Raw genomic sequence first — 21,651 nt, forward strand, 5'->3', positions numbered from 1 at the left:
CATCGAGACCGCGGAAGGAGTGGAAGAGCCGCCGCACCAGCTGCAGCTTCTCGGTGGACGTCATCGTCGCCGAGCCCTCCCACCGGAACACGGCCTCCTCGATGATCGCCGTCAGCTCCTCGTCGGTCACCGCGCCGCTCAGGTCGATGCGCTCGCGTATATGGCGCCTCAGCCCCAGCACCACCTCCTCTGCTGTCATCGCCTTCATCGCCCGTCTCCTGTCCGATGCCCTGTCCTCATGATGAGCATCCCTCCTTCCGTGGACTACGCCGTGAAACATCAAAAAGCACCGCAAATCACGCATAATTCATGCGTAATGTGCGGTGCTTCCGTCACGTCGTCCCACTATTTTGACCTAATATAGCACAGATCTTCCAAAATCGTCAACAACCGACTTTACATTCCATCTCAAGTCGAGCAACCGGGCAGCACGGCCGCCAGGAAAGCTTAATTCACAGGCAGCTTCATGACGGCGCGCAGTCCCTGCCCCTCGTCGCTGCCCAGCAGCAGCTCTCCGCGATGCGCCCGCGCAATCCTCGCCACCATCGGCAGACCGAGCCCATGTCCCTGCCCAGCGTGCCGCTTGCGGCCCGCAGCATACGGCAGCAGGACGACATCCGCCAGATCGGCTCGAGCGATGCCGCGCCCGTCATCCGACACCTCAATATAACACTCCTCGCCGCCCGGCGTACGACCTGTCCGCACCTCGATGGCGCAGCCCTCGGGATTATGACGCAGACTGTTGTGGATCAGATTGGTCAGCGCCCGATACAGCAGTCGCTCGTCCCCCATCGTCGCTACACTCTCCTCCTCGACCTGCAGCGAGATCGCATACCGTTCGTCGAGACCGTCGTTCAGGAAGTCGGAGACGACCTGACGGGCCAGCACGGAGGGCCGGATCGGCTTGAGCTGGAGCGGCTGCATGTCGTATTCGAGCATAGACACCAGATTGAGGTCGCTGACGAGCGAGCGCAGCCGCTCTCCCTGGCGACGGATGATCGCCGCCTGCTGTCGAGCATCTGCGGTCAGCTCCGCCCGCTCCTCCAGCTCGCTCGCATAGCCGAGGATCATCGACAGCGGCGTGCGGATGTCGTGGGAGATACCCGCGATCCAGTTCGAGCGCGCCTCGTCTCTCGCCTTGAGCGCCTCGTCCTTGTCCTGCAGCATGCGGGACGTCGAGTTGATGCTGGTGGACAGATCCTGCAGGATGCCCCCGCTCACGAGCTGCACTGGCTGTCCGCGAGCGAGCGTATGCATGCCCTCGATGAGCGGACGGATGCTGCGGATAAGCCGCGTACCGATCAGCACCGAGACGACAAGCGCCAGCGCGATGTTGCAGAGGAGCAGCAGCAGGATGCGGAGCGGCAGCGATCTGAGCCAGTCCGCGAGCAAGTCGAGCTGATATTTGCCATACGTATGCTTGGGGTAGCCCATGACGAGCAGTCCCTCGCTGCGCTCCCACACATAGACCGGGTATTCCATCAGGTAATACCGGGCGAACTTGGCCACATCGATGACGTTATACGATCTTGGAATCTCCGGGGGCAGGCTCATGCTCCAGTTGACCTGTCCCTGCTCATCCAGCAGCATGACCCACGCCTGATGCCGCTCCAGCAGACGCTGCGCCTCGACATCCAGTCGGTACTCTCCCGCCCCCTCCGCAGTCAGACCGGCCGACACCTGGCGCACGACGGCAGATGGCGAGGGGCCCTCCTGCACCTCCTTGAAGACGATCACGCCTAGCAGGACGAGATTGAAGAGCAAGAGGAGCACGGATACGAGCATCGTCGAGCCGACGAAGCGCCGCAGGATGCGAACTGCGCCATTCATCAGCGACTCTCCGCAGACGGCAGCAGCTTGTAGCCAAGGCCGCGAACGGTCATCAGATAGATTGGCTTCGACGGATCTGGCTCGATCTTCTCGCGGATGCGTCGCACATGCACCATCAGCGTATTCTCATAGCCGTAGCTGTCGTCTCCCCAGACCGCCTGACAGAGCGCGTCGCTCGTGACGATCCGTCCCCGATGCTCATAGAGCTTGAGCAGGATCGCATGCTCCTTGGCCGTCAGCTGCTGCTCGCCCTCTGCTTGACGGACCACGGCGCTCTCCAGATCGACCCATAGGTCGCCGAGCCGGAACACAGGCAACCGTTCGACGACAGGAGTCGCGTATACGCGCTTCAATATCGCCATCAGACGCAGGATCAGCTCCCTTGGCAGGAAGGGCTTGACCATATAATCATCCGCCCCGAGTCCCAAGCCCAGCAAGCGGTCCTCATCCTCGCCACGGGCGGACAGGAACAGGACGGGCATCGTGGAGAAGGCGCGGATCGCAGGCAGCAGCGAGAAGCCGTCGCCATCGGGCAGCATCACGTCCAGGATCGCCGCATCCGGCTTTTCGGATCGACAGCAGGCCAGCGCCTCCGCACAGCTCGCAGCCGTATAGATGCGGAAGAAGCCTTCCTTGCGGAGGAAGCGCTCGATCATCGCCTGTATTTCAGGCTCGTCATCGACGATCAATATTTTTTTATTTTTTATCCTATCCATCACATCATCACCATGTCCATTATACACGATGACAGCGATTAGCTAAGCGCCAGCGCCCTATTTAAGGCTGCCGTAAGGTCAGCGTCAGCGGACGGCAAGCTCCCCTCGTTATAGTGAGACTATCGATACATGACAAAGCGAATTGGAGTGGTAACGGATATGAACGCATCCCCGATCGTGGAAACGCGCGAACTAACGAAAACGTATGGCAGCTCGCATCGCGTCCACAAGGTGAATCTGACGGTCGAGACGGGTCAGATCTACGGCTTCCTCGGACCCAATGGCGCAGGCAAGACGACAACGCTGAAAATGCTGCTTGGCCTAATCAAGCCGACGGAGGGCAACATCCGGATGTTCGGCAAGGAGCTCGGCCGCAATCGTCAGGCTATCCTGAACGACACCGGCTCGCTCATCGAGTCCCCCTCCTACTACGGCCATCTGACCGGGCTAGAAAACATGCGCCTCATGCAGCGGCTGCGCAATGTCCCTGCTCAGAACATCGACAAAGCGCTGCATATCGTCCGGCTCGAAAATCAAAAGCACAAGCGGGCCGACCAGTACTCGCTGGGTATGAAGCAGCGGCTTGGCATCGCGATGGCGCTGCTCGCCTTCCCGAAGCTGCTCATCCTCGACGAGCCCACCAACGGGCTCGATCCGTCCGGGATCGGCGAGATCCGCGAGCTCATCAAGTCGTTGCCCGGCGAATATGGCATCACAGTAATGATCTCCAGCCATCTGCTGTCCGAGATCGAGCAGATCGCCACCTCGGTCGGCATCATCAGCGACGGCAAGCTGCTCTATCAAGGGACGATGCAGCAGCTCCAAGCCAGCAACCAGGCGACGATGCACTTCGCGACAGGCGAGCCGTCACGAGCAGAGCAAGTGTTGCTGACGCTCGGCTTCATGCCGAGACGGGCAGAACGTCGTCTCGTCCTGGAGGCACTATCGGACGAGGAAGTGTCGCGCATCAACCGGGCGCTCGTCGAGCAGGGCATCCCCGTCACCCGCATCGAAGAGCGCACGCGCAGCCTCGAGGAGTTGTTCCTCGAGCTTACCGGGAAGGAGCGAAGTCTCTGATGAAGGCTCTGGCGCTCGAATACTATAAGATTCGCCGCAAAAAAATCGGGCTCATGCTGGCGATGTTCCTCGCTGCCGAAGCGCTCTGGGCTGCGATGTCGATCAGCATCTCGATCTCGCGCAGCGCAGCGAATGCCAGCTGGGAAGCGATCATCTTCAGCATCGCCTCGATGAACGGGCTATTCCTGCCGATCCTGTCGGCCATCGTCGTCTCCCGCATCTGCGATATGGAGCATAAGGGGAGCACCTGGAAGCTGCTCATGACGACCTCTGTCGGACGCCATCACGTCTACGGCGCCAAGTATGTGTGCGCCAACAGCCTGATGCTGTGCGGCATTGCCGCCCAAGCAGCCTTTATGATCGGCTTCGGATACTACAAAGGCATCGAAGGAACGCCGCCTGCGGGGCTGCTCCTCCAGTTCATCTGCGGCGCGCTGCTGACGACGTTGGCGATCACGGCGCTGCAGCAGTGGATCTCGCTCGCTGTTCGCAACCAGGCGTTTGCGCTCTGTCTCGGCATGCTGGGCGGCTTCCTGGGCACCACATCCGGCCTGTTCCCCGCCAGCATCCGTCACCTGTTCATCTGGTCCTATTATCTCGATCTGAGCCCGGTCACTTACGTATACGACGCCTCGGCGGGCGCCTACGTGTCCGGCGGACTGCCGCTCGGCTTGCTCGCCGTCGCGCTCCTGGCAGCGGCAGCACTCTACATGGCAGGCAATTATCATCTCTCGCGACAAGAGATCTAAGGAGGTCGACACCTATGCTACGAAGCTTTTCTGCCGAATGGCTCAAGCTGCGCCGTTCCCGCATGCTGCCGGTGCTGGCGGCGCTGCCGACGCTCAGTCTGCTGATCGGATGCTTTAACTTTTATGTCAATCAAGCGGCGCTTGATAACGGCTGGTACAGTCTATGGACTCAGGTCAGCCTGTTTTACGGCGAGTTTTTCCTGCCGATCCTGATCGCGATCTGCTGCGCCTTCGTCTGCCGGCTCGAGCACAATAATCGCAACTGGAACATGACCTTAACGGTCCCTTTGTCGATCACAAGCCTGTTTATGGCCAAGCTGCTTGTCGTTGGCGTGCTTATCTTAGGCGCGCAGACGTTTTTTATGCTGATGTACGGAGCTGCGGGCATCGCCCTGGGTATCACGGAGCCCTTCCCACTGGAGACGATCGGGTGGAGCTTGCGCGGCTGGATCGCCTCGCTCTCGATCGCTGCCCTGCAGCTTGGCCTGTCCATCCGCATCCGCAGCTTCGCGACGCCGATCGGCATCAGCCTGTGCCTCGTCTTTGCGGGCCTCGGACTCTATGTGCTGCATCTGGGCATGCTGTTTCCCTACTCGCTGCTGACGATCGGCATGGGCGTGCTCAGTCAGCAAGGGCTCTCGCCAGGCGATAACCTGATCTTCCTGTTCATGAATTCGCTGTTCATCGCGCTGTTCGCGGTCTGGTCGATCCATCGTCTGCGCTCCGCAGATGTCGTGACCGTCTGACGCACAACTTAATGCACCCGCGAGTAGGCCGTCTCCATCCTGGCTTCGTCATGTCTGCCGAGACGCTCCTCGATGGCTTCGCCCTGCGGCCAGATCAGCTCGTCCAGCAAGCGCTCCACCGCTTGGCGATACTGGGGCGAAGCGAACGGCACCGGCGTGCTCTGCGGCCCATGCCATTGTGGGACGACCGGCAGGATGCCATACGTCTCCAGAGGCGTCTGGCCAGGCACAGCAAGCTCCGACTCGCCGATCCTAAGCAGCCGCAGTCGTTGCAACAGCTCGCTACCGCCACGCTTCCTTGCCTCATCCAGTCCATACTGCGTCTTGCCGCGCACGACCGCATCCTCGGCATAGAGCCAAAGCAGCCGTCCGCTCGCTCCGACCACCGCGTCGTACACCTCGTCCATCCAGCTGTCCAAGTCGACGATGATTAGCTCATACTCGCCGCTGCTTGCGATCGTCTCCAGCAATGCGGCCGCGACCGCGCCGCTCAAGGCGCGGCGCTCCCCAGCGCTCTGAGGCGGCGCGAAGACATCGCAGTGCAAGGTCGGATGGGACTTGCGATGCTCGCGCAGCCGCTCTGCTGCCTGATCCGGTTGTGCTTGCAGCGCATACAGCATCCGCGAGAAGCTGTCGTCGGGCGGATCGCCGAACAGTCCGGCCGTCCCCGGCCATTGCTCCAGATTGAGATAAAACACCTTCTTGCGTCTCAACGCCGCCGCTCGGGCCAGATGGAGCGCCAGCGTCGTCTTGCCGATCCCGGCCGCGGCGGAGTAGACGGCAACAATCTGCGGTCCGCCGCTTGGCGCTGCCGACAGCGTCGCCCCGCCCGCCGCCTCGCGATGAAGCTGCGTGAGCTGGCGCAACAACTCCGGCAGCGGCTGGAATTGCAGCAGCTGCTGTCGTCCCTCATCGACGCGCTGCCGCACCAGCTCGGCGACCACCGCTGACGGCGGCAGCAGCTCGCCCGCTTCCTCCAGGAATACAGGCTGAGCCAGCACCAGATCCGCCGGGTAGCCGTTTTTGAGATATTGCTTCAGCGCTGGCGGATGCGTAAAGGCCGTCACCTGCCAGATCGTCCCGAACTCCACATCCCGCATATACGAGGATAGCCGCTGGATATAGTCCTGCTCCCTGGCGGCGATGATGAGATGGCCTTGCTTCACTTCGGTTCGCTCCTTCCGGGAATACGCTGCCGATGCATAGCAACAAAAAAAGCACCGCAAACTACGCAGTTATGCGTAATGTGCGGTGCTTCCGTCACGTATTCCTCAACTATTTTGTCCTAATATAGCATAGTTCTTCCAGGGCCGTCAATGTTGTTATAGGACCTTGAAAAACTCTTCCACAACTTCTACATCTTTTCTACTTGTATGGAATATATACAATTCACGATGAGGATGAAGCTTATGCAGCTCTTTATAGCCGCTCCAAGCCTCGTTAGGATTATCATAATCTTGAATGACTGCCATTTCCTCTATTTTCCGTATACGGTTGCTAGAGCTTGCTTTGATTGCTTCTACTAACACAAATCGACTTGGATGCAAATCGGTAATCTCTTCCCATTTCATAGGCTTCACCTCGCTTAGAAGTGCATTTAATTTAATTATAGCATAGTGGACTTAAGATGAAAGAAACTACCTCAACTGAAACATTACCTGCGCTTTTTTCGTATAAGCAAATATAAGGAGTGGATGGCTATGATCTTGTTTATTTTTCTTTTCATCGCGCTCGCTGTGCTCAATATTATCTACCCGGCCTTTGGCTGGTACCTGCGATACGGATGGATGGTCAAGGGCGAGTCGGAGCCAAGCGAAGCTTACCTCGTCATGAGTCGAATTGGCGGTATTATTGCACTGGTCATGTTTCTCTTGCTTTTGTTATCTGGTAGCCTGCCCCTTTAATCAAGCGTTGTCGGTCTCGCCTTATTGAGAGCCTCCAGATGCTGGGCATATGCTTGGTACGCTGGACTAAGACGCTTCATCGCCGGGATGAACCGCTCACGATACCCTCCTGCTTGCTCCAGTACCGCCACAAATCGCTGCATCCGATACGCGTCGGAGTGAAGGTAAGCGGGGGATTGCCTGTAGGCTTCAAGGGCAGCAAGCCGCTCCTTCTGCTCTTGCCAGAACGCGGCGGGGGCCTCGGCAGCGCGGGCGACCGCACGCTCCATCTCCTCGGATAGCTCTCTCCATTGATCGTAAGACAGAGCAGGCTTACCGGCCTCGTCATAATCGCCAGCTCCCTTCGCATCCGAAGAGACGGCGGCAGGCATGGAGCTGCTGTTATCATCATCAGTCAACTCGAGCCCCTCGGCTTCGTCGAGGAAACGGAGGATGTCCGCATAGGCCTCCCGCTGCTCCTCCGTCTCCAGAGTAACGGGCAGGTAGCGGGCGAAATGCATCGTCACATAGTCGCCGAACGCGCCAGGGAACGCCTGCCGCAGCTTGTCCTGCAGCGTAGCTTGCCGATCCAGGGCCTGGAGCTCGACTTCCGCCTCCGACCAATCGCCGCTCTCGCCCAGACGACGCAGGATCGTCAGTCTGGCTTCTTCCCTGGAGCGCTCGAGCTCACGCCGCCGGGCGAGCTCGTCCAGCAGCGCTCCTGACCCATCGGCCAACTGCTGGCGAATCTCTTGTATGGACAGCCCAAGCTTACGCAGGATGGAGATTTTACGCAATTGAGTCTCATCGGCTTCGCTGAACTCGCGGTATCCATTCGCTGATACTTGCGGATCGAGCAGTTGCTGTTCAATATAATAGTTGATCGCTTTTTTCGTGATGCCAAGTTTTTGGCACAGTTGGCGCATATGCATCGGCCTCACCTCTGCTCTTATCATAGACCGGCCCCCAAGGGAACAGTCAAGACACGCCGACAACCTGTTCTGACATGGCATTACGCTTTGCTCGTCATACTCTATAAGGTAGAGGTGATTGTCGTGAACAAGCTGTTGATATTATTTATTATACTCCCCCTGCTGCTCTCCGCCTGCCTGGCCACGCAGCGTATTCCCGATTCGTCGCCGTCCGAGTCTGCACTGATCGGCAAAGGCGTACCCATCGCAGAAGGCAGCCAGTATGAGCAAACTCTGGATGCGCTCATCGAGTGGTCGGATCACATCGTCGTCGGAGAGGTGGCGATGACGGAAGTGTTCGATGAATCGACGCAAAAAGCGACGGTCGACGTCGCACACGACTACAAGGGCAAGCTTGCGGCCGGGAGCTCTATCTCCATTCATGAGAACAGCGATGTGCTGCAAAAAGGGCAGCAGGTACTGTTGTTTCTCGATCTTTACGATAGCAGATCCTTCCCCGAGCCATTTTATACACCCGTAACAGAGGATAGCATGGTAAGGCTTGAAGGCGATACGCCGATAGCCGGATTCCAACTCATGGAGGATATATCGACCACGGATCAATTGCTTGCGTATATCCAGCAGTCCACCCATCTGAAGTCACCTAGCCAGCCCGTAACAGTACTGGACTCGGTTGACATGCTGGATGAGCTAATATCCGCCTCGGATGCAATTTTCGAGCTGATACCTACAAGATGGGAGGTGGTTGGCCCGAAAGTATCCAGCTTTACATTTGATGCGTTGCGCTCCTTCAAAGGCTCAATGGATGAGCTCAAGCTCGTCAATCTGCCAACCAACATTACCGTAGGAGAGACCTATATCGTCTTCATGAAATCCTACCGGGACAACTCCTTGTCGCTCACAGCCAGACACGGCAGCCTGCTCCACAGCTCTGACGAAGCATGGGACGCCACCGTCCGCGCACTCGCCTCTCTCCAGTAAAAGCAAACAAGCGAACGCCACAGCCTAGAGGCTGCAGCGTTCGCTTTTTCATCTATCCCATCCATGCACCTCATACCAATAAGAAGTAGTCCAGCAGCGCCGAGGACAAAATAATGACGCTGATTACCTGATTAAGATTGTAGGAAGCCAGCTTCATCAGCCGGGGATTGGCGGGCTTCACCAGATTGTGCTCGAGCAGCAGGAGCAGCAGCGTCAGGGCCAGACCAACCGCGTAAATCCAGCCGCTCCCGCGGATCACCGCGAGCGAGACGAGCAGCAGCAGCATGACGCCGTGCAGCAGCCGGGAGAACAGCAGCGCCAGATCGACGCCGAAGACGCTCGGGATCGACCAGAGACCTTGCTTGCGGTCGAACTCGACATCCTGCGTGGCGTAGATAATATCGAAGCCGGCGATCCACAGCATCACCACCGTCCCGAGGATAAAGGGCGTGAACGCAAATTGTCCGGTGACGGCGAACCAGGCGCCGATCGGCGCAGAGGCGATCACAAAGCCGAGATACAGATGGCTCAGCCAGGTGAAGCGCTTGGTGTACGAGTAAGAAGAGATCAGCACGATCGCCACCGGCGAGAGGATCAGGCAGAGCGGGTTGAGCATCGCAGCGGCGGCGATGAAGATGCCGTAGTTGACGATGACGAACCACCAGACCTCCCGATGCCGCAGCAGATGCCGGGGCAGATGTCGATGCGCCGTGCGCGGATTGAGGCCGTCGTACTTCGCATCGACGAGCCGATTAAAGGCGTTGGCCCCGTTGCGGGCCGCGACGATCGCCAGCAGCGACCATAGCCAGATGCGCGGCTCGGGCAGTCCCTCGGCTGCCCAGACGAGCGAGATCAGGGCAAACGGCAACGAAAACAGCGTATGCGAGAACATGACCAGCTCGCCGTAATGCTTCGTTTTTTTCCATACCTGCGCGACTGCGAACATCGGACATCACTCTCCTATCTCGTGCAGCGTCCGCTCCAGCGCTTCTGTCATGTCATGGATGTCCTGCTCGGTAATGACAAGCGGCGGCTGGAAGGCGACGACGTTGCGATGGACGCCGTTTTTGCCGATCAGGAAGCCACGGTCCTTCATCCGCTCCAGCAGCTCATCAACCTTGGCCGCGCTGACGCCAGCATCGCCGTAATCCAACTCCATGCCGATCATCAGTCCCATGCCGCGTACATGGGCGATGCCTGGATGGACCGTCTGCAGCTTCAGCAGCCCTGCCTTGAGCAGTCCGCCCAACGCTTGCGCCCGCTCGGCCAGACGCTGCGACTCGATGAAGTCGAGCACGGCCAGCGCGGTCGCCGCTGACACCGGATTGCCTCCGAAGGTCGAGGCCGAGGGGCGATTCAAGGAAGCGGCGATCGCATCGGTCGTGGCAAACGCCGAGATCGGCGTGCCGTTGCCAAGCGCCTTGGCCATCGTCATAATATCGGGGACGACGCCGTAGTGCTCGATTGCGAACATCCTGCCAGTCCGTCCGAAGCCGGTCTGGATCTCGTCGCAGATGAGGAGCACGCCGTAACGCTCCAGCAGCGCCTTGACCTCGCGGAAGTACCACGACGGCGGGACGATGATGCCGCCATTGCCCTGGATCGGCTCGACGATCATCGCGGCGATCTCTTCGCCCCTCTCCTCCAGCACGCCCCTTAGCGCCGCAAGCGAACGCTGCGCCGCCTCCTCTGCGGACAGCGACTCGTCATAGGGACGCGGGATGAAGGTCACATCCTCGCCGCCCAGATAATCGTCGGCGCGCCACATCCGCAGGCCGGTCACGCTCATCGTCAGATACGTGCGGCCGTGCAGCGAATGCTCCAGCGAGATGAAGCCCCGCCGTCCCGTATGGATCCGGGCTAGCAGCAGCGCGCCTTCATTGGCCTCCGAGCCGCTGCTGCAAAAGAAGCTGCGATTCAGATCGCCGGGCATCACCTGCGCGAGCCGTTCGGCCAGCCGGGCATTGGCCTCGGTCAGATAGATCGTGCATGTATGCTGCAGCTCCCTCAGTTGGGAGATCGTCGCCTCGACGATCTCCTCATTGCTATGGCCGCACGACATGACCGACACGCCGGCAAAAAAATCGGTGTACGTCTTGCCTTCCGAATCATAGACATACTGACCCCGCCCCCTTACGAGCAGCGGCGGCCGACGGTAGAAATGCTGTGTACAGGGGTAAAAGTAGCTCTTGCGCAGCTCAAGCGTCTGCTGCGCCTCCACGTGCAGCCATAGCGGGCTCTTCATGAGCGGACACGCCCCCTTCTATAGCAAAATCAAGCGTACCGAGCGTATACCCGGCATAGACCGGCTTCATCGTCGCCATGACATCGCCCGCCGTAGTCGGATCGGCCAGCACCTGGCGATAAGCGCGAATAATCGTCCGCAGTTGCTCGACGTCATACGTGCAGCCTTCGATCCGGTAATGCGTCACTCCCGCCTCCAGCAGCTGCGGCACAAGCGGCAGATAGCACAGCTCCTTGGCGATCGTCAGATGGTTGCGTCCATGGTGATCGCGGTAGACTGGGCTCTCGCCTTTGTCTGTCATCAGCACGAGGACCGAATCATCGACATAGCGATTGGACTCCTCGGCGATCGGCTGGAGCACCTGCGTATTCTCGTACAGATCATGTTCCATGTACATGACGACCGGCGAGCCGTGCACGATCATCTCCGTCGTCCGCTCCGTATGCTTCAGCAGCTCCGCTAGCTTGTCGCGATGGAGCTCGAGCGATGCCGTCAGACGCTCCACGCCATACTCGGCATATACCTGCTCGGCCCGTTGGTTGTATAGATTGAGGTTGAAGTCGCCGACCATCGGATAGCCGAATGGGGCAAAAGTGCGCGCTGCGCCGATATGCGTCACGAGCAACCCGTCCAGCGCCAGCTCGCCGTTCTCCAGCAAATGACCGTATTGCTCCATGTGCAGATCGGTCATCATCCGCGGCATCCCGAGCACGAGCTGCGTATCGCCCTTCTCGGCGGCCAATTGCTCGATATCCGCCTTCGTGAACGGTTGATCGGGGAGGAACACCTCGCCCGAGAGATAGACGACGTCGACGCCTTCAGCGATTGCCATCGACGCTTGCGCCTTGTTGTTCACCCGTACGGTCAGACGCGGCCGTCCCTCTGCCGGCCGTTCGACCGTCTGCAGCACATCGGCGACCTCGGCTACCTTGGCTGGCGTCAGCTCCCGCTCCGCTGTCGGCGTGCTGAACACCTTGCCCGTGCTGTAGAACACCCCGGTCCCTTCGTAGCGCCGGTTAATATTGTCCAGCCCCGGTTTGCCGAAGGCATAAGCCGTCGAGTAATCCCGCTTCCGGTTCTCATAGAGCTTGTCGGCGTCATGCACGCGGTTGAAGCCGACCGGATCGGCGAGGTAGCGATCGATCGCGTCGCCGTACGCCTCGACGATCATTCGGACCGCCTCGACGTCGCGCATCCGTCCCTCCAGCTTGAACGACGTAACGTTCGCCTCGATCAGCTCCGGGATATGCTCATACATATACATGTCTTTGGCTGCGAGCGGATATTCGGTCGGATAGACCTCGCCGTCCTTTTTGATGCGGTACGCCCAGCGGCAAGGCTTCATGCAGCGGCCGCGGTTGCTGCTCATGCCGTACAGGAACGAGCTGGCCAGACAGTTGGCGCCATGCACCGAGCACATATCCCCGTGGACGAAGTATTCCAGCTCCATCCCGGTCTTCAGATGCAACAGCTGCGCCGTCTTCAGATCCATCTCCCGGGATACGACGGTCCGGGTGACCCCGAGCTCCTGCAGCGCCAGCACCATGTCGGTATTGTGGGCATTCATCATGACCGAAGCATGAATAGGCAGCCTCAGACCGAGCTCGCGAACGAACGAGACGACAGCGAAGTCCTGGACGATGATCGCGTCGACGCCGATCCGATCCAGATAGCCGAGATAGTCGCCGAGCTGCTCCAGCTCCTGCGGACCGATCAGGTTGTTCACCGTCACATACACTTTTTTATCGAGGCTATGCGCCAGCTCGACAGCCTCCTTCAGCTGTTCGCGAGACAGATTATACCCTTTGCGGATCATCCGCATGTTGAACATCGAGCCACCCAAGTAGACGGCGTCGCAAGGCGCCTGTACGATTGTTTTGAAAATATCCAGCGTGCCCGCCGGGGCCAGCAGCTCGATCGGTTTTCCGTTCATCTCCCTTTTTCTCATAGCTGATCTCTCCTTTGCTGCGTTTATACCTTCATTCTAAAGGATGTGCGCCGAAAACATTGTGAAAATGATCACACAAAAGGAAAGAATAAACCTCACCATTAGCCGTCGATGGCGCACGCACGAAAAAAAGCGGCCAGCGCCGCGTTTGTACACGCAGAACTGACCGCTTGTATGATGATGCTAAGACTGTGCTGTAAGCTGCAGCAGCTGCCAGCTTAATATCTAGTAATTCCCGCCAAAAAACAGGCCGATCTCGCGCTCTGCGCTCTCTGGGGAGTCTGCGCCATGGATCACATTGCTGTCGACGATGAGGCCAAAGTCGCCGCGGATTGTTCCCGGCGCCGCTTCTGCCGGATTGGTCTTGCCCATCAGCGAACGCGCATTGGCGACCGCCTTGTCGCCCTCCCAGATCATCGCCAGCACCGGGCCGGAGGTGATGAAATCAATCAGCTCGCGGAAAAACTTCTTTTCCTTATGCTCGCGGTAATGCTCCTCGGCCATCGCTGTCGGGATCGTCATGAGCTTGATATCCTTTAGCACCAGCCCCTTCCTCTCAAAGCGACCGACGATCTCGCCCATCAATCCGCGCTGTACGCCATCCGGCTTCACCATCACAAATGTTCTTTCCATCGTAAACTCCCCTTTACCTTGATTAGTTGGCATTTCTGAGCAAGGCTTTGTTCGGCAGATAGTGCAGCGAACGAATGTAACGGATCGTCTGCGTCTTCACGCGCATGACGACCGAGTGCGTCTCCGCCCGCTGATCGGGCAAGTAGCGCACGCCGCCGAGAAACTCGCCCGGCGTCACTCCCGTCGCCGTAAAGATAACATCGCCGGTGCCGACCATATCATCCATCCGCAGCACACGTCGCGGCTCCGTGATCCCCATCGCCACGCAACGGTCGTACTGCTCCTGGTCCTCCGGCATGAGACGGCCCTGGATCTCGCCGCCCAGACACTTGAGCGCGGCAGCCGCCAGCACGCCCTCCGGCGCGCCGCCCGATCCGACATACAGATCGATGCCGGTCTCGGGAAACGCCGGCGCCATCGCCCCCGCCACATCGCCAGCGGAGAGGAACTTGATACGGACGCCCGCATCGCGCAGATCCCGCACCAGCTCCGCGTGTCGAGGCCGATCCAGCAGCATGACGGTCAGATCGGAGAGCGGCTTGCTCAGCGCGAGCGCCGCCTTCTCCACGGTCGTGCGGATCGGATCGCGGATGCTGAGCTTGCCTGCGAGCGCCGGACCTACCGCCAGCTTCTCCATATACATGTCCGGCGCATGCAGCAGTTGTCCTTGCGGCGCGATCGCCAGCACCGACATCGCATTATTGAGGCCCATCGCGACGATCTCCGTGCCCTCGAGCGGATCGACTGCGACATCAACCGCCGGTCCCTGGAGATTGCCCACCTGCTCGCCGATGTAGAGCATCGGCGCCTCGTCCATCTCGCCTTCGCCTATGACCACTGTTCCCTGAATCGTAATGGAATCAAACATCCGCCGCATCGCTTCGGTCGCCGCGCCGTCGGCGCTGTTCTTGTCGCCCCTGCCCATCCAGGGGGCTGCTGCCAGGGCAGCCAGCTCCGTCACCCGGACGAGCTCAAGTGCCAGTTCTCTCTCCATCCTGCTCCCCCCTATCGTCCGGATTGCAGCGAGCGCTCGCGCTCGTGCATCCAGCTCGTGATGATCCCTGCCGTCTCCTCGATCGCCCGGTCCGTCACATCGATGACCGGACAGCCGAGCCGCTTCATGACCGCTTCGGCATATTCCAACTCCTCGCGGATGCGCGCCTCCGAGGCGTAACGGGAGACGGCTGGCAGGCCCATCGTACGCAGCCGCTCGGTACGGATCTTATGCATCTGTCGCAGCTCCATCGTGAGGCCGACGATCAGCCGCTCCGGCGAAGGCATCAGCTCCGCAGGCGGCTTGACCTCCGGCATGAGCGGCAGGTTGGCGACCTTGATCCCCTTGTGCGCCAGATAGATGCTCAGCGGCGTCTTGGAGGTGCGAGAGACTCCGATCAGCACCACCTCGGCCTGCAGCAGCCCGCGCGCATCCTTGCCATCGTCAAAGTTGACCGCGAACTCCACCGCATCGATCCGCTGGTAATACGCATCGTCGAGCGTATGCAGCAGCCCCGGCTCGCGCCTCGGATAGCCGTTGAAGGTATCGATGTACGCCTGCATCATCGGTCCCATCACATCGACGATCCGCACGCCGCGCTGCTTCGCCTCCTCCTTCATCATCTCGCGCAGCTCCGGCTGTACCAGCGTGAAGGCAATGAAGCCGCCGGCATCTGCCGCCTCCTGAACGATCGAGACAATCTCCTCCTCCGTCCGGATCTGGCTATACCGTCGCAGCTGCACCTCTCCCGCCGCGAACTGGCGCATCGTCGCCCGCGCGACGGCCTCTGCCGTCTCGCCGACCGCATCTGAACAGACATAAATGTATCGCTGCTGCTTGGTCACTGCCTTGCCTCCTATTCCGTCGCTGTTACCAAATCCTTCAGAAGGTGAACGACATTCGTCTTCGTTACCCAGCCTACAGCCTCCGCGCCACCCTCCGCCTGCTCCAGAACCGGCAGACAGTCCAATTGATGGGCGATCATTTTGCGGATCGCTTCGGTGACCGGATCGTCGGGATGAACGGTGACAATATTCGGATAGCGGGTCATGACCATGCTGACCGGGATTGTCGCCGCACTGGCATTGCCCAGCGTAACCTTCAGCAAGTCCTTTGGCGTAACGATGCCCATAAATTGTTTCTGCTCGCCAACAATGAGCAGCGTGTTGGCATTCTCCGTAAACAACGCCACAACCGCATCATGGACGGACAAGCCTTCGCCGATACTGACCGGTATCCCCTGGACCTCGCGCACCTTCATCGACTTGAGGCCTTGAAGGGCAACATTGTCCTGCCGGTAAGCATTGCCCAGGAAGTAGCCGACCTTGGGCTTGGCGTCCAGCAGTCCGAGCATGACCAGGAGCGACAGGTCAGAACGCAAGGTCGGTCTGCTGACGCCCAGCAGCTCGGCCAACTGCTCGCCAGTAATCGGCGCGTGTTGCTTGACGATATCCATTATCTCCAACTGACGCGCTGACAGCTCGATGTCCCATCCCTCCTATATCCTACACACTTTTACGTGGATACCCTGTTTAAATCATGGATTCCTGATCGTATTGGCATGATTAATGTATCACATATATAAATAATGTACAATATATATCCTGCTCATTCGTATTACGTTGTTATTATCCTACACCTTCCACGTATTCCCTGCTGTGACGTTGGTCACTTGGGCTGCTGCAAGTGTCCGGAGACAGACATAAGAAAAGAGCCCTGTCGAGGCAATCCCTCCAAGGCTCCAAACAATCGTCAGTTCATCGGTTCACTGGTCATCTCGATAAACGTATCAATATCCCGTATAGCCAGCCCAACAGCGCTTCGCCAGAAATCCGGCTCCTCCAGGGAGACGCCCAGATGCTTGCGAGCCAGCTCCTCCACCGTCATCACGCCAGTATCCCGCAGCAGCAGCGCATAACGCTCCGCGAACGCCTGCCCCTCCTCGAGCGCCCGCGCATAGATGCCGGTGCTGAACAGGTAACCGAAGGTGTAGGGGAAGTTGTAGAATGGCACATCGGTCAGGTAGAAATGCAGCTTGGACGCCCAAAACGTCGGTTGCACGGTCCCGAGCACCCCGCCAAACGCCTCCTGCTGCGCCTCGTGCATCAGCTCATTGAGCTCCTCCGCCGACAGCGTACCCTCGCTCCGACGGGCATAAAACGCTTGCTCGAACCGGAAACGGGCGTAGATGTTCATAAAGTAGGCCACCGTCCGCTGGATCTTGTCGTCGAGGAGCGCCAGCTTCTCCTGCGGGTCCTCCGCCAGCTGCATAGACGAATCGGCAACGATCAGCTCGGCAAAGGTCGACGCCGTCTCGGCCACATTCATCGCGTACTCCTGGGCCATCGGCGGCAAGCCCTCCATCACATGCTGGTGGTAGGCATGCCCGAGCTCATGCGCCAAGGTCGCCACGTTGGAGGCGGTGCCGGAGTAGGTCATGAAGATCCGCGTCTGTCCCGTCTTCGGAAACGAGGTGCAAAAGCCGCCCGGCCGCTTGCCTGGACGATCCTCTGCCTCGATCCAGCCCTCGCGGAAGGCCATCTCCGAGAACTCGGCCAGCCCCGGATCGAAGCCGCGAAAGCGATCGACAATAAATTGCGCAGCCTCGTCGTACGAGATCGTCCGGCTCGCCTCGCCGATCGGCGCCTCGACATCATGCCAGTCGAGCCGCTCGAGCCCGAGCAGCTCCGCCTTGCGCTGCAGATAGCGCAGCAGCACCGGCCGACTCTCCTCGATCGCCGCCCACATTGCTGACAGCGCCGCTTCGCTCATCCGGTTCATGTGCAGCGGCTCCTGCAGCACCGACTCCCAGCCGCGACGACGGTACAGCTGCAGACGGAAGCCCGCCAGACGGTTGAGCGCCTCCGCACACAGCGTCGACTGCTCGCCCCATACACGCTCCCACTCCTCGAATGCGGCCGTCCGCACAGCGCGATCCGTATGGGAGAGCAGATTATGCATCTGTCCGGCTGACAGCAGCTGCGGTTCGCCCGCCTCGGGCGGCGAGGCGAAGCGGGCGCCGGCGACGATCGTGTTGTACAGCTCGCCCCAGCCGTGATAGCCGTCGACCGCCAGGCTGCTGACGAGCGCCTCCTGAGCCGGCGGCAGCTTCAGCCGCGCCAGCTCGCGACGCTCCGTCAGATAGAAGGTCGCCCCGTCCAGCTCCGGTTGCCCGACCCAGGCCGACCATCGCTCGTCGGAGAGCGAGAGCAGCGCCTCGTCGAAGCTGGTCAACGCACTTCCCAACTCGGCTGCCAGCGACTGTACCCGGTGCTGCAGCCGGGACGCTTTCGTATCTGCCATCTGCTCGGCCATCAGGCAAGAGACATAAGACTCGGCCTCTCGGATCCGCTCAAGGATCGACTGCACCTTGGCCGTCCAGCCAGACAATTGCGTCTCTGTGGCCGACTGTGACCCATCCGCTACCGCCGACGCCAGCGCCCCGATCTCGAACGTCAACGCGTCCAGCTCGGCAGCGAACGCAGCCGATTCCGAGCCTCCTGCAAAAAACACATCCAAGTTCCATTTCATCGGCAGTTGCTTCTCCATCCTCATTCTCCTCCCTTTCGTCCCTTGCTACCGACATATCGTTGTCCGGTCGATTTGCGCATCTGCGGCAACCGGTGTATAACTAAACTATGTCCTGCCGGTTCGTCTGCGAACCGAGCCCCTATCAGGAGGTATGTATCTATGTCCCGACCGCTCCAAATCTCGGCCGACACCGCCGTCAAGCTGTCCAAGCAGCTCGGCGTGCCGATCGAGCATCTCATGCATATGCCGCGCCACATCCTGCTGCAGAAGATGGCCGAGCTGGCCGCCAAGGAAAGCGCCGAAGCCGAAACGAAGGACTCATCTGAAACATGATCCCATTTGAACGTTGTCTACCCTATGACCAGGCGATGGGCGATCTATTCCTGCCGGAGTGCCCCTTCTGCGGCGAGGAGCAGGTGCTGCTGCCGATGAAGCCGCTCGAGCTGCCGGAGATCCGCGACGGTCGCAAGCGACTGCTCGTCTTCCCCTGCTGTCGCAACAAAGTGACGCTGCTCGATGCGGACAACGACTACCTGCTGACGGATACCGTCATTCGCCGGACAGGCGGCTGAGCCTTCGGGCTTCCGCCCGTCTCCGCGATGACCGCGTCACCCACCGCTACCACGTGTCTTCGCGATGGCCGCGTCACCCACGGCTACCGCCTGTCTTGGCGATGCCGCTTCGCCTCACGCTCCCGCCCGTCACTGCGATTGCTGCATCTCCTCCGGCATCTCCAGCTTCTTGGCCAGCATGTCCTCCCTCAGCAGCTGCCACTGCTCGCGCGACGCCCGGATCATCGCGGCATCGACGATCTTTTTATTATGGATGACGCGCGAGAACCACTTGACCGACTCATATGGCTCGTCCAACCGACGATACAGCTCGCCGATCAGATACATCAGCCTGGCGTTGTTCACCGACACGCCCTCTACCTCGTACACCCGCACATAAGATTCCAACGCGAAGCGAAGGAAGCGCAGCTCCTGCTCGGTCTGCTCGCGGTAGCGGTACAGCCAGGCGAGATGATGGAGCAGCCCGGCGATGATGCGCTCCTTGTCGCGGACCGTCTGCGCGCACAACAGTGCCAGCTTGTAGCTCTCCAGCGCCTGCTCCCAGCTCCGCTCGCCGCCATAGTCGCGGGAGGTCCAGCCGCTGCCGAGCTTCTCCCGATAGAGACGCTTCTGCGCGTCGTTCAGCACAGCGATCGAATTCTCCGTGGAGGCGAAGCCGCAGCCAGGACAGACCCGGACGACGTAGTAATCCGGATTATGCCCTTCCTTGTAGTAAGCGCAAAAATCACTGTCCGTGCGGAGCGCCTTCTTGAAGCTCTGACGCACCCGCGACGTCTCGAACGTCCGCTCGCAGCAGATGCACTCAGTCTTGATGGTGTACAGCGGCTCCAGCACCTAATCGTCCTCCTCTTCGGTATTAATGAAGTGAAAGGCAGGTCCCGATAGACGCTCCAACACGATCTCGCGCAGCTCGGCCTCGATCCCGACCTCCTCGAGCGCCCGTCGCATGCAGTCCAGCCACGCCAGCGCGCGCTCGCGATTAATCGGGAACGGCATATGGCGCGCCCGCATCATCGGATGGCCGTACTCGTCCGAATACCGCATCGGTCCGCCAAAAAACTGCGTCAGGAACAACGTCTGCTTATCCATCACCGGCGTGATATCCTCCGGGAACAGCGGTCCGAGGAGCGGATGCGCCTGCACCTTTGGATAAAAGGCCTCGACAATTGCCCGGATGCCCGTCTCTTCTCCAACCGCTTCGTATATCGTTTGTTTGATGTTCATTTCGTGTCAGATCCCCAATGCTATTCATTACAGCCGCCACCTTCCGGCGTCCGCGAGTGAGACTATTATACCATACCGTCCGATGCCAAGATACCGAAGACACAGATTGTCGCACGCCAAAAACACACAGCCTGCATCATCAATAGAAGTGACGCTGTGTGTGAACTTACGATATGAACTTAAAGCCCGGACGACAACCGCCCTAGTAGCTGCTCCATTCCTCTTCTCCCGAGGCGGGCTGCGACTGGCGGATCACAAAAGCAAACAGGCAAGCCAGCAAGCCGACGACAAAAGCCATCTGCATCCCTCCATCTGTTCGTGATAGTTCTATTGTAGCATACCCTTTTTTAAAAATCAGTCTTTTTTTGCAAGCGTTTTCTATTTTTCGCATGCCAATTGTTGCTTTTGGAGGTGATGTTTGTCCAAGGCTTGGCATATATCTAAGCTAATCAGGTTGTCCGGATAGGTCATCAATAGCCGCAAGGGAGGGATATGCTGTGCTGCGACGATTGATCCATCCCGCCCTATGGTCGGCCATGCTGGCCTGCTCGCTGACGCTGCTGCTGGCCCTCTACCCCGAGGCTGCGCTGTCCGCCTCGATCCGCGGGATCGCCATTTGGTGGGAGGTGTTGTTCCCATCGCTGTTTACGTTTTTTGTGCTCTCCGAGATTTTGCTCGGCTTTGGCGTCGTCCATTTTTTCGGGACGCTGCTCGATCCGCTCATGCGCCCGGTATTCCGTATCCCCGGCATCGGCGGCTTTGTTATGACGATGGGCTTCGTCGCCGGCTACCCGGTCGGCGCGCGTCTCACCTCGCAGCTGCGCGAGCAGGGGCTGGTCAATCGTAGCGAGGGCGAGCGGCTGGTTGCCTTCACCACCTCGTCCGATCCGATCTTCCTCGTCGGCGCCGTCTCGGTCGGCTTCTTCCATAATGTCGCGGTCGCGCCGCTGCTGGCGGCTGCCCACTACGGCTCGGCGATGCTGGTCGGCATCCTCATGCGCTTCCACGATCGCCACGTCCCCGCTACGCCTGCGCCTGCAGATCAACCGGACCTCCGCCAGACCGAGACTCGTCGGCTGCAAGCTTCGCTGATCGCGATGCACAAGGCGCGATTGGCAGACGGGCGAACGTTCGGCACGCTGCTGCAGGATGCGATCCAGTCGAGCCTGCGGCTCATGTTCGTCGTCGGCGGCCTTGTCGTTTTCTTCTCGGTCATGATGGAGGTGCTCAGTCAGGCCGGGGCGATCCCCCGGCTCGCCGCTTCGATCGAAGCGCTCATGCAGCTATGCGGCCTCCCCTCCGTCCTCTCGGGGGCGATCGTCAGCGGCCTCTTCGAGGTGACGCTGGGCGCGCGCGAGGCCGGGATGGCTGGCGGCGCGCTGCTGCATCAGTTGGCGATCGCCGCCTGGGTATTGTCGTGGGGAGGATTATCGGTCCATGCCCAGATCGCCAGTCTGATCAGCCGCACCGGGATGAGGTATGGGCCGTTTCTCGCCGCGCGTCTGTTGCACAGCATCCTTGCGGTCCTCTTGGTCTATGTGCTGTGGGGTTGGCTGGGGCCCGTGTGACATTGTGTTTCCGGGCAATTTC

23 protein-coding genes and 1 pseudogene are annotated in these 21,651 nt (G+C 59.7%); 8 read left to right on the plus strand and 16 right to left on the minus strand.

The window, feature by feature from the left end:
* The 3 genes and pseudogenes from PA598K_RS23955 to PA598K_RS23965 all read right to left on the minus strand — a co-directional run.
* Positions 1–208: pseudogene (locus PA598K_RS23955) on the minus strand (CpaF family protein); the annotation flags it as partial.
* Positions 209–447: 239 nt separating this feature from the next.
* Positions 448–1,830 (minus strand): sensor histidine kinase, encoded by a 1,383-nt coding sequence (locus tag PA598K_RS23960; RefSeq protein ID WP_128659380.1) that lies wholly within the window; start codon positions 1,828–1,830, stop codon positions 448–450.
* On the minus strand, positions 1,830–2,546 hold the full coding sequence (locus tag PA598K_RS23965; RefSeq protein WP_128659381.1) for a response regulator transcription factor: 717 nt from the start codon (positions 2,544–2,546) through the stop codon (positions 1,830–1,832). The genes PA598K_RS23960 and PA598K_RS23965 overlap by 1 nt, the downstream gene beginning before the upstream one ends.
* 159 nt (positions 2,547–2,705) lie before the next feature.
* On the opposite strand from PA598K_RS23965, the gene PA598K_RS23970 reads away from it, so the two are divergent.
* From PA598K_RS23970 to PA598K_RS23980, 3 genes are read left to right on the plus strand one after another with little or no spacing between them, the layout of a single operon-like run.
* Positions 2,706–3,623, plus strand: a complete 918-nt coding sequence (locus PA598K_RS23970) for an ABC transporter ATP-binding protein (protein WP_128659382.1) — start codon at positions 2,706–2,708, stop codon at positions 3,621–3,623.
* The gene (locus PA598K_RS23975; protein ID WP_128659463.1) at positions 3,620–4,372 is read left to right on the plus strand and encodes an ABC transporter permease; all 753 of its coding nucleotides are present in this window, start codon (positions 3,620–3,622) and stop codon (positions 4,370–4,372) included. The genes PA598K_RS23970 and PA598K_RS23975 overlap by 4 nt, the downstream gene beginning before the upstream one ends.
* A 14-nt stretch (positions 4,373–4,386) precedes the next feature.
* Positions 4,387–5,118, plus strand: coding sequence for an ABC transporter permease (locus tag PA598K_RS23980; RefSeq protein WP_128659383.1), 732 nt, complete (start codon positions 4,387–4,389; stop codon positions 5,116–5,118).
* Positions 5,119–5,126: 8 nt separating this feature from the next.
* Here PA598K_RS23980 and PA598K_RS23985 read toward each other — a convergent pair whose 3' ends face one another.
* Together PA598K_RS23985 and PA598K_RS23990 are read right to left on the minus strand one after the other, a co-directional pair.
* Complete coding sequence (locus PA598K_RS23985) at positions 5,127–6,284, minus strand: hypothetical protein (protein WP_128659384.1); 1,158 nt, start codon at positions 6,282–6,284, stop codon at positions 5,127–5,129.
* 156 nt (positions 6,285–6,440) lie between these two features.
* Positions 6,441–6,689 carry a hypothetical protein gene (locus PA598K_RS23990; protein WP_128659385.1) on the minus strand — a complete coding sequence of 83 codons (249 nt, stop codon included), beginning with the start codon at positions 6,687–6,689 and terminating at the stop codon, positions 6,441–6,443.
* 129 nt (positions 6,690–6,818) lie between these two features.
* On the opposite strand from PA598K_RS23990, the gene PA598K_RS23995 reads away from it, so the two are divergent.
* Entirely contained in the window at positions 6,819–7,022 is a 204-nt protein-coding gene (locus PA598K_RS23995; RefSeq protein WP_128659386.1) for a DUF6199 family natural product biosynthesis protein, read from the plus strand.
* On the opposite strand, the gene PA598K_RS24000 is transcribed toward PA598K_RS23995, so the two are convergent.
* Positions 7,019–7,957, minus strand: a complete 939-nt coding sequence (locus PA598K_RS24000) for a MerR family transcriptional regulator (RefSeq protein ID WP_185602196.1) — start codon at positions 7,955–7,957, stop codon at positions 7,019–7,021. The two genes, PA598K_RS23995 and PA598K_RS24000, sit on opposite strands and share 4 nt — an antisense overlap.
* A gap of 99 nt (positions 7,958–8,056) precedes the next feature.
* Between PA598K_RS24000 and PA598K_RS24005 the strand changes: the two genes are divergently transcribed.
* Entirely contained in the window at positions 8,057–8,914 is an 858-nt protein-coding gene (locus PA598K_RS24005) for a hypothetical protein (RefSeq protein WP_128659388.1), read from the plus strand.
* 70 nt (positions 8,915–8,984) lie between these two features.
* Here the strand turns inward: PA598K_RS24005 and PA598K_RS24010 are convergent, their stop codons facing one another.
* The 8 genes from PA598K_RS24010 to PA598K_RS24045 form a co-directional block, all read right to left on the minus strand.
* Entirely contained in the window at positions 8,985–9,860 is an 876-nt protein-coding gene (locus tag PA598K_RS24010) for a UbiA-like polyprenyltransferase (protein WP_128659389.1), read from the minus strand.
* 6 nt (positions 9,861–9,866) lie between these two features.
* A complete protein-coding gene (locus tag PA598K_RS24015; RefSeq protein WP_128659390.1) occupies positions 9,867–11,159 on the minus strand; it encodes an aspartate aminotransferase family protein in 1,293 nt (430 codons plus the stop codon).
* Positions 11,113–13,107: a peptidase U32 family protein gene (locus PA598K_RS24020; protein WP_260405573.1), complete on the minus strand. Its 1,995-nt coding sequence runs from the start codon at positions 13,105–13,107 to the stop codon at positions 11,113–11,115. The genes PA598K_RS24015 and PA598K_RS24020 overlap by 47 nt, the downstream gene beginning before the upstream one ends.
* 225 nt (positions 13,108–13,332) lie before the next feature.
* Entirely contained in the window at positions 13,333–13,740 is a 408-nt protein-coding gene (gene ndk / locus PA598K_RS24025) for a nucleoside-diphosphate kinase (protein WP_128659391.1), read from the minus strand.
* 22 nt (positions 13,741–13,762) lie between these two features.
* Positions 13,763–14,734, minus strand: coding sequence for a class II fructose-bisphosphatase (gene glpX, locus PA598K_RS24030; protein WP_128659392.1), 972 nt, complete (start codon positions 14,732–14,734; stop codon positions 13,763–13,765).
* An 11-nt stretch (positions 14,735–14,745) separates the two neighbouring features.
* Positions 14,746–15,579, minus strand: coding sequence for a pyruvate, water dikinase regulatory protein (locus PA598K_RS24035; protein ID WP_128659393.1), 834 nt, complete (start codon positions 15,577–15,579; stop codon positions 14,746–14,748).
* Positions 15,580–15,590: 11 nt separating this feature from the next.
* Positions 15,591–16,199, minus strand: coding sequence for a CBS domain-containing protein (locus PA598K_RS24040; protein ID WP_376739067.1), 609 nt, complete (start codon positions 16,197–16,199; stop codon positions 15,591–15,593).
* Positions 16,200–16,486: 287 nt separating this feature from the next.
* Positions 16,487–18,283 (minus strand): M3 family oligoendopeptidase, encoded by a 1,797-nt coding sequence (locus PA598K_RS24045; protein WP_128659395.1) that lies wholly within the window; start codon positions 18,281–18,283, stop codon positions 16,487–16,489.
* Between the two features lie 141 nt (positions 18,284–18,424).
* Here PA598K_RS24045 and PA598K_RS24050 point away from each other — a divergent pair, with 141 nt between their 5' ends.
* Positions 18,425–18,598 (plus strand): YycC family protein, encoded by a 174-nt coding sequence (locus PA598K_RS24050; protein WP_128659396.1) that lies wholly within the window; start codon positions 18,425–18,427, stop codon positions 18,596–18,598.
* Positions 18,595–18,837, plus strand: coding sequence for a hypothetical protein (locus PA598K_RS24055; protein WP_128659397.1), 243 nt, complete (start codon positions 18,595–18,597; stop codon positions 18,835–18,837). The genes PA598K_RS24050 and PA598K_RS24055 overlap by 4 nt, the downstream gene beginning before the upstream one ends.
* Positions 18,838–18,966: 129 nt before the next feature.
* Here the strand turns inward: PA598K_RS24055 and PA598K_RS24060 are convergent, their stop codons facing one another.
* Entirely contained in the window at positions 18,967–19,671 is a 705-nt protein-coding gene (locus tag PA598K_RS24060) for a DUF2225 domain-containing protein (protein WP_128659398.1), read from the minus strand.
* The gene (locus PA598K_RS24065; RefSeq protein ID WP_128659399.1) at positions 19,672–20,061 is read right to left on the minus strand and encodes a globin domain-containing protein; all 390 of its coding nucleotides are present in this window, start codon (positions 20,059–20,061) and stop codon (positions 19,672–19,674) included.
* Positions 20,062–20,558: 497 nt separating this feature from the next.
* Here PA598K_RS24065 and ylbJ point away from each other — a divergent pair, with 497 nt between their 5' ends.
* Positions 20,559–21,629 carry a sporulation integral membrane protein YlbJ gene (gene ylbJ, locus PA598K_RS24070; protein WP_260405574.1) on the plus strand — a complete coding sequence of 357 codons (1,071 nt, stop codon included), beginning with the start codon at positions 20,559–20,561 and terminating at the stop codon, positions 21,627–21,629.
* Positions 21,630–21,651: the final 22 nt, after the last annotated feature.

Source organism: Paenibacillus sp. 598K (assembly GCF_003851045.1).
In the GTDB taxonomy this organism is placed as follows: Bacteria; Bacillota; Bacilli; order Paenibacillales; family Paenibacillaceae; genus Paenibacillus_D.

What these genes read in the sequence shown, in the direction of transcription:
- PA598K_RS23990 (WP_128659385.1), bottom strand. Translation starts at nt 6,689, where the DNA reads ATGAAATGGGAAGAGATTACCGATTTGCATCCAAGTCGATTTGTGTTA.
- PA598K_RS24045 (WP_128659395.1), bottom strand. Translation starts at nt 18,283, where the DNA reads ATGGAGAAGCAACTGCCGATGAAATGGAACTTGGATGTGTTTTTTGCA.
- ndk (WP_128659391.1), bottom strand. Translation starts at nt 13,740, where the DNA reads ATGGAAAGAACATTTGTGATGGTGAAGCCGGATGGCGTACAGCGCGGA.
- PA598K_RS23970 (WP_128659382.1), top strand. Translation starts at nt 2,706, where the DNA reads ATGAACGCATCCCCGATCGTGGAAACGCGCGAACTAACGAAAACGTAT.
- glpX (WP_128659392.1), bottom strand. Translation starts at nt 14,734, where the DNA reads ATGGAGAGAGAACTGGCACTTGAGCTCGTCCGGGTGACGGAGCTGGCT.
- PA598K_RS24020 (WP_260405573.1), bottom strand. Translation starts at nt 13,107, where the DNA reads ATGAGAAAAAGGGAGATGAACGGAAAACCGATCGAGCTGCTGGCCCCG.
- PA598K_RS24050 (WP_128659396.1), top strand. Translation starts at nt 18,425, where the DNA reads ATGTCCCGACCGCTCCAAATCTCGGCCGACACCGCCGTCAAGCTGTCC.
- PA598K_RS23965 (WP_128659381.1), bottom strand. Translation starts at nt 2,546, where the DNA reads ATGGATAGGATAAAAAATAAAAAAATATTGATCGTCGATGACGAGCCT.
- PA598K_RS24015 (WP_128659390.1), bottom strand. Translation starts at nt 11,159, where the DNA reads ATGAAGAGCCCGCTATGGCTGCACGTGGAGGCGCAGCAGACGCTTGAG.
- PA598K_RS24010 (WP_128659389.1), bottom strand. Translation starts at nt 9,860, where the DNA reads ATGTTCGCAGTCGCGCAGGTATGGAAAAAAACGAAGCATTACGGCGAG.
- PA598K_RS24065 (WP_128659399.1), bottom strand. Translation starts at nt 20,061, where the DNA reads ATGAACATCAAACAAACGATATACGAAGCGGTTGGAGAAGAGACGGGC.
- PA598K_RS24055 (WP_128659397.1), top strand. Translation starts at nt 18,595, where the DNA reads ATGATCCCATTTGAACGTTGTCTACCCTATGACCAGGCGATGGGCGAT.
- PA598K_RS24000 (WP_185602196.1), bottom strand. Translation starts at nt 7,957, where the DNA reads ATGATAAGAGCAGAGGTGAGGCCGATGCATATGCGCCAACTGTGCCAA.
- PA598K_RS23960 (WP_128659380.1), bottom strand. Translation starts at nt 1,830, where the DNA reads ATGAATGGCGCAGTTCGCATCCTGCGGCGCTTCGTCGGCTCGACGATG.
- PA598K_RS23995 (WP_128659386.1), top strand. Translation starts at nt 6,819, where the DNA reads ATGATCTTGTTTATTTTTCTTTTCATCGCGCTCGCTGTGCTCAATATT.
- PA598K_RS23980 (WP_128659383.1), top strand. Translation starts at nt 4,387, where the DNA reads ATGCTACGAAGCTTTTCTGCCGAATGGCTCAAGCTGCGCCGTTCCCGC.